Raw genomic sequence first — 12,990 nt, forward strand, 5'->3', positions numbered from 1 at the left:
AGCGCTGACGACGGTCACGACAGCCACGCGAGGCACAATCACGACGACCACGAGGACGTGTAATTGAGGGGGGCGAACGGACTCCGACAAACCGGCCTCCAGCAGTGATTCGACTGTTTTCGGTAGTAGCGGCCGTTTTATCCGCAATCGGTGACGGAGCGAGTTCACGAAACACGCCCGTCGGTGGGCTTGAGCGGTCGCGATTCGGTGGTCAGTCGTCTCAGGAGCAACTCGAGCCGCGCTAAATCTCGCCGAAGCGGACACTCAAATACGGATCGGGCACTGAACCAGTGTATCGACGAATCATCGCCGTCTCCATCCGCTTTCGAACGAATATGAGTGCTTCTGAACCAACGGTCGACGTCGAACAGTTCCTCACGAACCTGCGGGCGTTCCACTATCGCGAGCTCACCATGGTTGGGGCTACGCTACTCGCTATAGTGGCTTCGGTCGTCCTCTTTCCGGGACTCGAGAACGTCGATCAAGGGATTCAGTCCGATCTCTCGGTCGGATTACTCGCTGGATTAATGCTGGTCGCCGTGGTCGGCGGCGTCGTCAAGGGGATGACAGGATTCGGCTACTCGCTGATCATGACGCCGATTTTCGCGACGGTGATCGATCCGACCGTCACAGTCGTCGTGCTGGCGATTCCGCCGTGGATGCTCAACATGTTTCAGATCGCCGAGACCGGAACGGGATGGTCGTTCGTCCGCGAAGAGTGGTCGCTACTGGTTCTCGCCGTCGTCGGAAGCGTGATCGGCGTGATGGCGCTGGCGACGTTCAGCGCAGGCCCGCTCGTCCCGTTCGTCATCGGGCTCGTGTTGCTCGGCTACGTCGCCTTTCAGGTGGTCCAGAACTTCGTCACGATCGAGGAAGCACACCACCCGTTCGCGCTCGGGGCGGCTGGCCTTTCACAAGGGTTCTTGCTCGCGTTCGCGAACCTCGGCCCGCTGCTACCTGCCTACTTCCACACCTTCGAGCGTGACGCCGAGCGGTACATCGGTGGCCTGTCGATGGTACTGGGAACGATATTTACAGTGCGAATCGTTCAGATGGCGTTCTTTACCGACCTGCTGACGACCTACCGATTCTGGCTCGGCTCGGTGATCGCCGTCGTCACCATCGTCGGGCTGCTCCTCGGTACGTACCTCCGGCGACTCGAGTTCGACGAGCGAACGTTCAACTGGTTCGTCGTCTGTCTCCTCTTCGTCATCTCGCTCAACATCTTTCGGAATACCGTGCCGGCGCTGTTTCTATAGCGTACGAAATACGCGCCGTCTCGATTACTCGGATCCTCCTTCGAAACGCTCGAGACCTCGTTCGTTTATGTTATTGGCGACTTCCCGAACATCGCATTCGGTGAGTTCACTTTCGCTGGCGAGTTCGTCCATCGTTTCGAGCGCCCAGACCTTTTCTCGAGGGTTTTGTCGCTGTATACGGCCAACAAACTCACTCGATGGCGGCGATCGAGGTCGTTTCGACGCGCTATTCTCGTTTTTCGTCGCGATCTATCTGGAGCCGTCTGCGAAACGACTCCGGCGTTCAGGGGCGTTTCTCCGGTCCAAATGGTGTGTCGCTGGTTCGGGAAACGTCTCACCGGTTCGAGTTACGTATCAGCGATCCGGTGCTCGAAGAGGCGCTCGCCGGTGTCTTCGCAGGTAACCGCGAACACCTTGTGGGAGCTACAGCAGGATTCGACGACCTCCTCGCCCATCTGGATGTCGCCGCCCGTGGTCGGGCACGTCTCGAGGAACATTCGAAGGCTGTTCAGCAGCTGTCCCTTCTGTGCGGGGGCGAACGCGTCCCAGTCGTCCACCCAGGATTCGAAGACCCGGCTCGCGGCGACGTCCGCGACGAGCGCCGGACGCGATGGCCACTGGCCGGTTCGACTCGCGTTCGCTCTGAGCGTGTGCACGCCGTCGCGAGTCAACAGTTCGAACTCGTCGGGGTCCTCCTCGAACCCGAACGCAGCGGCGGCGTCGGCTGCGTCGATCTCTCCGTCCGCGATCGGTTCGATCTCCTCGAGCCACGCCGTTTCGAACGCGTCGGTCAGGCAGAGGTCGTCCGACTTCTCGCACGGCTCGAGGATTCCCTCGTCGACGAAGTACGTCTCGAGATCCATGCCGGCTTCGGGGGCGTCAGCGGAGCCGTCGACCGGTTCGGTGTCGGATTCGGATCCGTAGCCGTCGGTTTCGGCCTCTCCTTCCGCTGGCGTCTCCCCGTTCGGAGCGGTCGCGGATGCAGTGGATACTGATTCGGTCGGTTCGTCGGAACGATCCTCCTGGCTCAAGTCTCCGATCGCAGCGGTCCCGTCGGGCGAACCGAGTCCGGACGCGACGACCGGCTCCGGGTCCTTCCCGAACCAGCGAAGGATCTCGGGCGGGAGATACCGTTTTGTCAGCGTCGGGGTTCCCGGAATCAGATAGCCGCGAAGGTAGATCAAGCCGATCGAACAGCCGAGCGCGAATACTCCGCCGAGTTTCGATTTACGTGCGATGAGAGAACTCAGTAAGGCGGCGATGATCAGGTTCAAAACCGTGCACGGCTCGCATCTATCGTCGCCGGTGTATTCCGGCTGATGGAGCGCTTCGACGACATCAATCTTCATTTCACCCGTATCATCGTACTCATATATTGTTTAATTTTGGGGTCAGGAACCGGACTCCCGGTTTCGCTCTCCGAGGCCTCGAGACGGCCGTATATCCCATTTATCGCGTTTTATCCCGTCGACGACGATCGCCAATTCGATTTGGGTTCGGTTCAGGTTCGTCTCTGGGTCGTCTTTCGACAGCGAGGTCGTGTCGATCTCTTGTCTAGTCCCTGTCTCGCCCTGTTCCGAGCGGCGGCACAGTTTTGGGGATCCCCGAGTAGATGTAGCTATGACCACCGAATCGCACGTTTCCCTTCGTCGTGACCTCCATCGAAAACCCGAACCGGCGTGGTGTGAGTTCTACACCACCGCACGTCTCGTTGAAACCCTCTCGGAACTCGACCTAACGGCCCTCCACGTCGGCCCGGATGCGCTCGCCGGCGACCATCGAATGGGCCTTCCCGACGATGACGAACTGTCGGCGTGGTACGAACAGGCCTCGGCCTACGATGTCGACGAGTCGATCCTCGAGGCCCTCGAGGGCGGGTACACGGGAGCCGTCGCCGTACTCGAGCAGGGTTCCGGTCCGACCGTGGGGCTCCGTGTCGACATCGATGCGTTGCCCCGGCCGGAATCCGACGATCCGGCACACGTCCCCGCAGCCGAAGGCTTCCGATCCGAACACGAGGGGGCGATGCACGCCTGCGGGCACGACGCCCACGCGACGATCGGAATCGGCGTGCTCGAGGCGATTCGGGAGAGCGACTTCTCGGGCACGCTCAAGGTATTCTTCCAGCCCGCAGAGGAGGTCGTCGGCGGCGGCAAGTCGATGGCAAAGAGCGAGCACATCGACGACGTCGACTACCTGCTCGCGATGCACGTCGGCCTCGATCACCCGACCGGTGAGGTCGTCGCGGGCGTCGAGGGGTTCCTCGCCGTCGTCCACCTCGAGGCGACGTTCACCGGCGAATCGGCCCACGCGGGCGGCCATCCCGAACAGGGTCGAAACGCGAATCAGGCGCTCGCGACCGCCGTCCAGAACCTGTACGGAATCCCGCGCCACGCCGGCGGTGCGACGCGGATCAACGCGGGCGTCATCGAGGGCGGGAGCGCCGCGAACGTGATCCCGGAGGAGGCGAGACTGGTCGCAGAGGTCAGAGGCGAGACCACCGAACTGATGCGGTACATGGACGAGAAGGCCCGAAACGTCCTCCGATCCGCGGCCGAGATGCACGACTGCGAACTCGAGGTCGAGACGGGGGCCGAAGCGCCGAGCGCACACAGCGACGACGAACTCGTCTCGATCGTCGCCGACGCCGCGGGCGGTGTCGAGGGTATCGGTTCGGTGCTTGAGCGAGACGAACTCGGCGGGAGCGAAGACGCGACCTTCCTGATGCGGGAAGTCCAGCGAAACGGCGGGCTGGCCTGCTACGTCGGCGTCGGTACCGATCATCCCGGCGGCCACCACACGGCTACCTTCGACGTCGACGAGGAGAGCATCGGCTACGGTATCGACGTGTTGACCGGCGCGATCGAACAGATCGGCCGCGAACGGCCGTAGTCGGCTGGCGCGGAAAATAAGGAGAGCAGCGTCAGTGGTCGTCTCCTTAGTCTCCCTCCGCGTCGACCACGACCTCGAGGTCGAAGGCTTCGTCCGCCGGAGCGTCTGCCGGCTCGAGGTAGCCGACCGCGAACGCCGAATAGACATTTCCGGCGGCCGGATCGATATCGAACGTCCCGACGACCTCGCCGTCGTTGTTCGACGTTGCGGGTCGAACCTCGAGAGTGTATTCGCCCGGCGCAACTTCGGCCGTCGCGGTCTCGCCGAAGCCGACGTCCTCGAAGAGGACGGTCTCGCCGTCGCCGACCGTAACGTCGACTGCCGGCGCGTCCGGCGACGCGTGTACGAGTCGGACGCAGGCGTCTTCGCCGGGACTCGAGCGATCGTCTTCGAGCACCGCAACCTCGAACGGTTGGTTCTCCGCCGCGAGCTCGCCGAGCGCGGCGACCGTGTAGGCGCTCGCACCGATCTCGAGCTCCTCGTCGAAGACGACCGTGTCGGGGTCGTCCGCGGCAGCGATCATCACTTCGTAGGTCCCCGGCTCGAGCATGAGGTACTCGCTTACGGTCCGGTAGGGAACGTCCTCGAGGACCATCTCGCCGTCGACCGAAACGTCGACGTTCGGTGCGTCCGGCGAGAGGTGAGCGACGCGAACCGACGCCTCCATCGATTCGTCGTCCTCGCCCTCGTCACCGGAGTCGTCAGTCATGTTTCCACCGTCGTCAGCGGTCGATTCGTCTCCGGAGGTATCGCTTTCGGATCCCTCGTCACCGCCCAGACAGCCTGCGATTGCGACGACGCTCGCAGCGCCTGCTCCCGAGAGCACCCGTCGGCGTGTATGGTTTCGAACCATACGACAACTGTGGCAACCGATCGCAATCCGATTACATCCTAACAGCGTAGGGTCGAAGCGTTCGAGCGGAGAGATATCGCGTGCGGGCTCAGTACTTCGGATCCGCGCCGGTCGTTTCGTACACGCGCTCCATCAACTCGTCGCGTTCGGCCTGCCAGGCGTCGAACCCGTCGGGACTCGAGGGGTAGTCCTCGTAGTGGGCCAGCAGTTCGTCGGCGCGCTGTTTGGTCTGATAGAGGTTCCAGATCGTTCCCCAGTGGCCCCGGCTCTTGATTAGCGACTCGAGTTTGAGTTTGAGGCCGATGTTCGCGCTGCCGGAGTACAGCGCCTCGGCGAGTTTGTCGCCGGGCATTGCCGCGAGCAGTCCCATCAGGTCGTCGATGTCGATCGCGGTCGAGAGGATGTTGTACACGTCGAGTGCGGCGTATCGCGCGCCGAAGTGGTCCATGACGCGTTCGTTGTACCGCCAGAAGGTCTCCTCGCTGTAGTCGCCCGTCTCGAGGGCTTCGATCGCCTGCTCGGCGGCGTAGCTGCCGGCGTAGGCCGCGCCGGCGATACCGCCGCCGGTGGTCGGGTTGACGTGGCCTGCGGCGTCGCCGACGGACATGAACCCGGGGTGGACGGCCGAATCGTACGGCCGGCGGGTCGGAAGGGCGGCCCCGAGTTTGTCCTCGACTTCGGCACCCTCGAACTCCGCCCGGTTCTCGAGATCCCGTTTCAGGTCGTCGACCAGTTCCATCGGTTCCTCGGTCATCTGGAAGCCGAGGCCGGCGTTGATCTCCGTGTCAGTGCGCGGGAAGTACCAGAGATAGCCCGCGGCGCGTTCGGTCGGCTTGAACACGAGCGCGTCGTCCCACTCGACGGGCTCGTCGACGTGGACGATCTCCCGGTAGGCAGAACAGAACTGCGAGTAGTTGACGTTCGTGTCGTACGTCGACCCCGAGAAGTCGACGTGATCCTGCAGGATCGAGAGCGAGCCCGCGCCGTCGATAACGACATCAGCCTCGTAGGTGTGCGCGTCGCCCTTGCTCATCGCCTCGACGCCGATCACTCGTCCGTCGTCGTTCTGCAAAACGTCCTGAACGACCGTATCGTAGTGAAAGTCGACGCCAGCGTCCTGTGCTCCATCGATGATCCGTCGGCCGTACTCCCAGCGGTCGATGACCGCCAGCTCGCCGGGTACCGGAATCTCGAGGACGGTGTCTTCCTGCGGGATCTCGAAGCGGCCGTGGTCGACGCCGGTGTTCGTAAACGCCGGCTCGAGCTTGGATTTCGGGATCGCCTCGGGGAAGGCGTCCGCGCCCTTCAACGCGTCACCACACGCGATGTGGCCCGCCTCTTCTTCGGTTTTCCGCTCGAGGATGACGACCTCGTAACCCGCCTGTGCGACCGTCGCGGCCGCGTAACACCCTGATGTTCCTGCGCCGACGACGACCACGTCGGGCGAGCGCGTCCCCGTCGTCGCGGTTGCAGCCGACTGTTCCTGCGTACTCATACCTATGACTGGTTACCCGGGTAAGAAAACGTTTTTCGTGTCATTCGTCGGTTCGATCGGGTCAGAATGTGGATCGAACGGGTCGTCGGCGAGCCCCTTTGTGTCGGTAGTGACACGACAGATCCTAAATAAAGAGTTTTAGCGTGGTCTTTCGTAGCAGGCGGTATGACAGAGTACACCGTCGAGTTCGTCGGGACCGGCGAAACGATCACGTGTTCGGACAAGGAGACGATTCTCAGCCGCTGTCTCGAGGAGGGAATCGCCCAGGAGTACTCCTGCCGCGTCGGGATGTGTCTGGCCTGTTCTGCGGAAATCGTCGAGGGGGAGGTCACCCAGCCCGCGGCCCGCGGGCTCACGGAGGCCGAAGCCGAGGCGTACGCGCTCACCTGCATGGCTCGGCCGAATTCTGATCTCAAACTCGACCGCGGGAAGTACCCGCCGAGCATCGAGGCAGAAATCGACTCCGAGGGCGCGAACGGGGCCGCGACCGCCGACGACTGACGGGTTAGCTTGCGGCCGATACGAACGGAGAGATTCCCGACCTCGTTTTCACTGCGATCGACGGCCGCGTATCGCTCCGAAAGGCGTTACCCACTCGCCGTCCAACGACGGCCAATGACCATCGTCGGGCTCGACGACACCGACTCTCGAGAGCGCGGGATGTGTACCACGTACGTGGCGACGAGGATCGCGAATCGCCTGCGTGCGGAGAGCGCCGTTTCGCGACTGCTGCTCGTTCGGCTCAATCCCGCGGTCGAGTACAAGACTCGCGGGAACGCCGCACTCGCCGTTCACACCGATTGCGATTCTGCCCGAGCGTTCGAGGTCGCTCGAGACACACTCGAGTCGCTGTCGGAAACGGCGGACGACCGGACGAATCCGGGGCTGGTCGTCGCCGATCACGATCCGGCCTCGATCCCTGACAAGGTGAGCGCGTTCGCCCGGAACGCGATTCGCGATCACCTCGAGATCGACGAGGCCGAATCGCTGATCGACGCCCGCGGCTACCGATCATGGCACGCGGGCAACGGCCGCGGTCGGATCGGCGCGCTGGCGGCGATCGGCAGCTGGCGGGCGCTCGAGGAGTGGACCGACGAGTACATCAGCTACCGCGAACCCGATCGGTGGGGGACGCCCCGCGAGGTCGACCGCGAAAGCGTCTTCGCCGCCGCCGAGCGGGGCTACCCCGACGTCTGGGACACCGTCGACCGCGTCGAAGGCGAAACGGTCTGCGTCCCGCACACGCCAGGGCCGATTCTCCACGGGATCCGAGGCGACGACCCGGAGGCGGTCGAACGCGTCGCTGCCGCGATCGACGGCGAACCGGTGGCCTCGAGCCAGCGCTTCCGGACGAACCAGGGGACCGACGCGCACCTTCGCGAGGGAACGATCTCGGAGGTTCGCGACGGCTGGTCCTATCGCCTCGACGGACGGGTCGCCTCGGCCCCCGAAACCCGGCGCGGCGGCCACGTCTTCTTCGCGCTCGAGTCGCTCGCGGATCACGCGGATCGAGACACAGATGGCGATAGGCGGGCGGTAGAATCCGAACCCGAACGCCTCGAGTGCGCGGCGTTCGAGCCGACCAAACGATTTCGCGACCGGGTCCGCGAACTCCGCGTCGGCGATCGGCTCACCGTCTGTGGGGAACTCGCGCGCGGGACGCTCAAACTCGAGAAGCTGGCGGTTCGCGACCTCGTCGAGACCGAACTCGTCACGCCGACGTGTCTCGAGTGCGGTCGGACGATGGAAAGCGCCGGCCGCGATCAGGGGTATCGATGCCGGGACTGCGAGACGACCGCGCCGGGAAAATCCGACGTTCCGCTCGAGCGCGACCTCGAGGTCGGCTGGTACGAGGTGCCACCGTGTGCGCGCCGGCACATCGCGAAACCGCTGGTTCGGGGCGGCTTCGACGGCCCGGTCCATCCGGAGCGATAGCGACGATGGGAACCGAGCGCTCCACCCAGATTAAGCGATAGTGACCCCGCGGCGGGCGAGAAAGTCGCTTGCCGCCTTGATCTCGACGGGGCTCCCGATGATCCGACAGTACTCCTCGCTCTCGTCGAAGATCGTGACGGTGAACTCGTCGTCTAACTGCGTCTCGAGTTCCTGGAGCACCTCCTGCTGAAGAACGATCTGGGTGCTATCACGCAGTTGCGACGGTCCCGACATTCGTACACTCCGACTGTGCCCGTCCCTCGTTTTATGTGTGTCGGAACTCAATTTGTATTGGTAATAGGGGACTTCAGCGCCTAAGGAGGGGGTATACGCACGATACTTACTCCGTCGTAGATCTATCGGCCAAAAGATGTAATACGCTGTATTCGAGGATCGCCCCTCGAGGACGGGAACGCGAACTCGGTTCGACCGGGTCGCATGGAAAGGGTTTTTCCAGACGAACGGTTGCGTGTAGGTACATGGGGCTCGAGGAGGAGATCGAGGAGATCGAAGCAGAGATCGCCAGCACGCCCTACAACAAGTCGACGGAGGCCCACATCGGCCGGCTGAAATCGAAGCTCGCGGAGAAAAAAGAGAAGCTGCAGAACCAGTCCTCGGCCGGCGGCGGCACCGGCTACGATGTCGAAAAGACCGGGGATGCGACGGTCGCACTCGTCGGGTTTCCGAGCGTCGGCAAGTCCTCGCTTTTGAACTCGCTGACGAACGCCGACAGCGAAACCGGCTCCTACGAGTTCACGACGCTCGACGTCAACCCCGGCATGTGCAAACACCGCGGTGCGAACATACAGTTACTCGACGTGCCCGGGCTGATTCAGGGTGCGGCGACCGGCAAGGGCGACGGCAAGCAGGTCCTCTCGGTCGTCCGCAACGCCGATCTCATCCTCTTCGTCCTCTCAGTGTTCGAGATCGAACAGTACGACCGACTGCAGGAGGAACTCTACGACATCAACATTCGAGTCGACAAGACGCCGCCGCGGGTTACTGTGCGTCCGAAGATCAAAGACGGCATCAAGATCACCTCGAGTGCGGACCAGGACCTAGATGAGGGGACGATCTCGGACGTGCTTCGCGAACACGGCTACGTCAACGCCGACGTGAACATCGGCGAGAAGGTCGATATCGACCGGCTGATCGACGGCTTGATGGAAAATCGGGAGTACATCCCGTCGATCACCTGCGTGAACAAGGTCGATCTGATCGAACCCGACTACAAGGAGACCGTCGACGAACAGTTGAGAGAGCGCGCGCTCGACCCCGAGGAGGTCACCTTCATCAGCGCCGAAGAGGAGAAGGGCCTCGAGGCGCTCAAGGATCGCCTCTGGGAGAATTTAGACCTCATCCGGGTCTACATGGACAAGCCGGGACGCGGGGTCGACTACGAGGAACCCCTAATGCTCGAGCGCGGGTCGACCATCGAGGACGCGGTCGACAAACTTGGCGGCGAGATGCAAGAGCGGTTCCGGTTCGCCCGCGTCTCGGGACCGAGCGCGACCCACGACGAACAGCAGGTCGGCGACCAGCACGTCCTCGAGGACGAGGACGTGCTCAAGTTGATCCTCCGCCGATAGCGACGGCGTTCGGGGCCCGTTTTTTCGAATCCGAGAAATATATCCGCGACAGGTTCGTTTTCCGAGCATGCCTGAGTTCGGTGCGCTCTCGGTGCTGCCGCCGCTGCTCGCCATCGTCCTCGCGATCGTGACGCGGCGGCCGATGCTCTCGTTGTTCCTGGGTATCTGGTCCGGGGCGATCATCTACACCGAGAGTCTGGGAATCGCACAGACGTTCGATTGGATCGTGAGCGGAATCATCGCCGACGACGGGTTCTACGTCGAGATCCTGCTCTTTACGCTCCTGCTCGGTTCGGGGGTCGCGCTCATCTGGCGACTCGGCGGCGCGACCGCCGTTCGGCAGTGGGCGACGGCGAACCTCCAGACCCGGCGAAACGTTGGGCTGACGACGTGGCTGTTGGGTATGTTGCTATTTTTCGACGATTACGCGAACACGGCGATCGTCGGCAGTACCATGCGCGAGCTCTCCGATCAGCTCCGGATCTCCCGCGAGAAGCTCTCCTACATCGTCGACTCGACGTCCGCGCCCGTGGCGACGATCGGGCTCTCGAGTTGGGTGGCGTTCCAGCTTTCATTGATCGCCGACGCGTACGATGGTCTCGACGGCGTCTCGGGGACGCGACCGCATTCGAGACATTCGTCGGCTCGATTCCGTTCAACACCTACTCGCTACTCGCGATCGTGATGGTCGGGATCATCGTCTACACGGGGCGGGACTACGGCGAGATGCTGACCGCGGAACACCGCGCGTGGTCCTCCGGGAAGGTAAACCGCGACGATGCACAACCCCTGCAGGAAGTCGAGAAGGACCTCGGCAAACCGATCGAGGACAGACCGATGCTTCGGACGTTCTTCGGGCCGGTCGCCGTCCTCCTCGCGGTCACGCTGGCCGGCGCGGTCTGGACCGGACACCAGTCGTGGGTCTCCGCTCAGGCGGAGGCGGGCGCGCCGACGGCGTTCGGTGCCGCGGCGGACGAAACCGGAACGGTGCAGGTGCTCGTCGATATCGTCGGCGCGGGGAACTTCACCAGTTCGCTGATCTGGGGTTCGTTCGCGATGGTCGTAACCGCGATCGCGATCGGCATCGCCTACGATCTCTTCGATCTCAGCGAGGGTGTGGAGACGGTGCTCGACGGGTTCCGACTCATGTTGACCGCAGTGACGATCCTCGTCCTCGCGTGGGGGATCAGTTCGACGACTGACGCGCTGGGGACCGGCGATTTCGTCGCCGGCGTCGTCGGGTCGTCTATCCCCGTGGAACTCCTTCCGCTCGTCATCGTGTTCGTGTCCGCGTTCGTCGCGTTCACCATGGGGTCGTCGTGGGCGACCATGACGATCGTGACGCCCATCGCGATTACCGTCGCATTCGAGATGACGGGGACGTTCGAACTCATGCCCGTCGTCGTCGGGGCCGTCTTCTCCGGTGCGATCTTCGGCGACCACACCTCGCCGATCTCCGATACGTCGGTTCTCTCTTCGACGTTCACCGGTGCCGATCTGATCGACCACGTTCGAACCCAGTTTTACTACGCCGGGACCGTGATGGCAGTGGTCGTCGTTTGTTACCTGCTGTACGGCTACCTCGCCGTGCCACCGCTTCTCTTCCTGCCGCTCGGATTCGTCCTGCTCGTCGGCCTCGTCTACGCGCTCTCGGAACTAGACGCTCGGCGACGCGGCGTCGAGCCCGTCGTCTCGAACGTTCCACACGAGGACCGGGAATCCGACTACGCTCGAGAATCCACGACCGACTCGACGGAGTAAGCCGCCTTTCGATCACATTCTCGCTCGAGATTCGATTCGAACGAACCGTTCCGCAGGCCGCGGAACTACCGGCTTCGCCACGCTTTTAGAATTACCGATCGTAAACCCGCACATGGACGGAACGCTCGATCACGTGATGCTGCGAGTCGCGGACTTGGACGACTCCCTCGAGTGGTACCAGACCCACTTCGACTACGAGGAGAAAGACCGCCACGAGGGCGACGGCTTCACCATCGTCTATCTCGGTCCCGAAGAGATGCATGAGGAGGGCGCGATGCTCGAGCTGACCCACAACGAGGGCGACGACGACCTCGAGGTCGGCGACGCGTGGGGCCACATCGCCGTTCGCGTCCCCGAGGACGAACTCGAGTCGTCCTACCAGCAACTCATGGACGAGGGCGTCGAGGACTACCGCGACCCCGAATCCTGCGGCGGACGCTACGCGTTCGTCAAAGACCCCGACGGCCACGAGATCGAGATCGTCAAGCGCGACCACGGCGCGAAGTGGTCGCTCGATCACACCATGATTCGCGTCGAGGACGCCGACGAAGCGATCGGCTTCTGGACCCGGAAGTTCGAGCACGAACACACCGGCCGCTGGGAGTCGGATACCTTCGCGAACTACTTCATGAAACCCGAGGACGCCGCCGAAGAGGCGATGTCGGTCGAACTCACGTACAACTACGACGGCCGAAGCTACGAACTGGGCGACGCCTGGGGACACCTCTGTGTCGAAGTCGACGACCTCACCGAGGACTGGGACCAGCTACAGACTCGAGAGGCGGCCGACTACCGCGATCCGGAGAGCAACGACAACATGTACGCGTTCACCAAAGATCAGGACGGCCACGAGATCGAACTGCTCGAGCGCGATCCGAGCGCCGATTCGCTGTTCCCATTCTAGGGTCCAGGCTCGCATACGTCCTTTGCGGGGTGTTACTTTCGAGTGATTCGAAGGAAGTCGCCTGCTGCGTGTGCACGCGAAAATGTCAGAACCGGGTTGTCACAATAATTATGCTGGAGTGATATTTAGTGAGCGTATGGACGAAGAACGGAAACAACTCCTCGGACGCATAGCCGGGATACTCGGCATACTCGGCTCACTTTTTATCGGCGCTCTATGGATTTCAGGTGTCATATGATTTAGTGTAAAGGAAAACCGTATTTCACTACCTGTTCTCCCCCCAGCGAACAACTTTTGTGGGC

10 protein-coding genes and 1 pseudogene are annotated in these 12,990 nt (G+C 62.7%); 7 read left to right on the plus strand and 4 right to left on the minus strand.

Features of this window, described 5'->3' with window-relative positions; genetic code table 11:
* Positions 1-335 precede the first annotated feature (335 nt).
* A complete protein-coding gene (locus EL22_RS07165) occupies positions 336-1,259 on the plus strand; it encodes a sulfite exporter TauE/SafE family protein (RefSeq protein ID WP_050051249.1) in 924 nt (307 codons plus the stop codon).
* Between the two features lie 347 nt (positions 1,260-1,606).
* Here EL22_RS07165 and EL22_RS07170 read toward each other — a convergent pair whose 3' ends face one another.
* On the minus strand, positions 1,607-2,608 hold the full coding sequence (locus EL22_RS07170) for a hypothetical protein (RefSeq protein WP_050050861.1): 1,002 nt from the start codon (positions 2,606-2,608) through the stop codon (positions 1,607-1,609).
* 271 nt (positions 2,609-2,879) lie between these two features.
* Here EL22_RS07170 and EL22_RS07175 point away from each other — a divergent pair, with 271 nt between their 5' ends.
* Complete coding sequence (locus EL22_RS07175) at positions 2,880-4,151, plus strand: amidohydrolase (protein ID WP_050050862.1); 1,272 nt, start codon at positions 2,880-2,882, stop codon at positions 4,149-4,151.
* 46 nt (positions 4,152-4,197) lie between these two features.
* Here EL22_RS07175 and EL22_RS07180 read toward each other — a convergent pair whose 3' ends face one another.
* Positions 4,198-5,004: a DUF4397 domain-containing protein gene (locus EL22_RS07180; protein WP_050050863.1), complete on the minus strand. Its 807-nt coding sequence runs from the start codon at positions 5,002-5,004 to the stop codon at positions 4,198-4,200.
* A gap of 88 nt (positions 5,005-5,092) precedes the next feature.
* Complete coding sequence (locus EL22_RS07185) at positions 5,093-6,499, minus strand: geranylgeranyl reductase family protein (RefSeq protein WP_050050864.1); 1,407 nt, start codon at positions 6,497-6,499, stop codon at positions 5,093-5,095.
* A gap of 165 nt (positions 6,500-6,664) precedes the next feature.
* On the opposite strand from EL22_RS07185, the gene EL22_RS07190 reads away from it, so the two are divergent.
* The gene (locus EL22_RS07190) at positions 6,665-7,000 is read left to right on the plus strand and encodes a 2Fe-2S iron-sulfur cluster-binding protein (protein WP_050050865.1); all 336 of its coding nucleotides are present in this window, start codon (positions 6,665-6,667) and stop codon (positions 6,998-7,000) included.
* 114 nt (positions 7,001-7,114) lie between these two features.
* Complete coding sequence (locus EL22_RS07195) at positions 7,115-8,434, plus strand: tRNA(Ile)(2)-agmatinylcytidine synthase (RefSeq protein WP_050050866.1); 1,320 nt, start codon at positions 7,115-7,117, stop codon at positions 8,432-8,434.
* A gap of 30 nt (positions 8,435-8,464) precedes the next feature.
* Here the strand turns inward: EL22_RS07195 and EL22_RS07200 are convergent, their stop codons facing one another.
* Positions 8,465-8,668: a hypothetical protein gene (locus EL22_RS07200; protein ID WP_050050867.1), complete on the minus strand. Its 204-nt coding sequence runs from the start codon at positions 8,666-8,668 to the stop codon at positions 8,465-8,467.
* Between the two features lie 245 nt (positions 8,669-8,913).
* Here EL22_RS07200 and EL22_RS07205 point away from each other — a divergent pair, with 245 nt between their 5' ends.
* From EL22_RS07205 to EL22_RS07215, 3 genes and pseudogenes are all read left to right on the plus strand, one after another.
* The gene (locus EL22_RS07205) at positions 8,914-10,023 is read left to right on the plus strand and encodes a GTP-binding protein (RefSeq protein WP_050050868.1); all 1,110 of its coding nucleotides are present in this window, start codon (positions 8,914-8,916) and stop codon (positions 10,021-10,023) included.
* A 67-nt stretch (positions 10,024-10,090) separates the two neighbouring features.
* A pseudogene (locus EL22_RS07210) lies at positions 10,091-11,784 on the plus strand (Na+/H+ antiporter NhaC family protein).
* A 112-nt stretch (positions 11,785-11,896) separates the two neighbouring features.
* Positions 11,897-12,688, plus strand: coding sequence for a VOC family protein (locus EL22_RS07215; protein ID WP_050050869.1), 792 nt, complete (start codon positions 11,897-11,899; stop codon positions 12,686-12,688).
* Positions 12,689-12,990: the final 302 nt, after the last annotated feature.

This window comes from Halostagnicola sp. A56 (genome assembly GCF_000691505.1).
Classification (GTDB): Archaea; Halobacteriota; Halobacteria; order Halobacteriales; family Natrialbaceae; genus Halostagnicola.

Bases quoted from the DNA above. Each gene is read 5' to 3' on its own strand.
- EL22_RS07185 (WP_050050864.1), bottom strand. From the start codon at position 6,499: ATGAGTACGCAGGAACAGTCGGCTGCAACCGCGACGACGGGGACGCGC.
- EL22_RS07200 (WP_050050867.1), bottom strand. From the start codon at position 8,668: ATGTCGGGACCGTCGCAACTGCGTGATAGCACCCAGATCGTTCTTCAG.
- EL22_RS07195 (WP_050050866.1), top strand. From the start codon at position 7,115: ATGACCATCGTCGGGCTCGACGACACCGACTCTCGAGAGCGCGGGATG.
- EL22_RS07215 (WP_050050869.1), top strand. From the start codon at position 11,897: ATGGACGGAACGCTCGATCACGTGATGCTGCGAGTCGCGGACTTGGAC.
- EL22_RS07175 (WP_050050862.1), top strand. From the start codon at position 2,880: ATGACCACCGAATCGCACGTTTCCCTTCGTCGTGACCTCCATCGAAAA.
- EL22_RS07170 (WP_050050861.1), bottom strand. From the start codon at position 2,608: ATGAAGATTGATGTCGTCGAAGCGCTCCATCAGCCGGAATACACCGGC.
- EL22_RS07165 (WP_050051249.1), top strand. From the start codon at position 336: ATGAGTGCTTCTGAACCAACGGTCGACGTCGAACAGTTCCTCACGAAC.
- EL22_RS07180 (WP_050050863.1), bottom strand. From the start codon at position 5,004: ATGGTTCGAAACCATACACGCCGACGGGTGCTCTCGGGAGCAGGCGCT.
- EL22_RS07205 (WP_050050868.1), top strand. From the start codon at position 8,914: ATGGGGCTCGAGGAGGAGATCGAGGAGATCGAAGCAGAGATCGCCAGC.
- EL22_RS07190 (WP_050050865.1), top strand. From the start codon at position 6,665: ATGACAGAGTACACCGTCGAGTTCGTCGGGACCGGCGAAACGATCACG.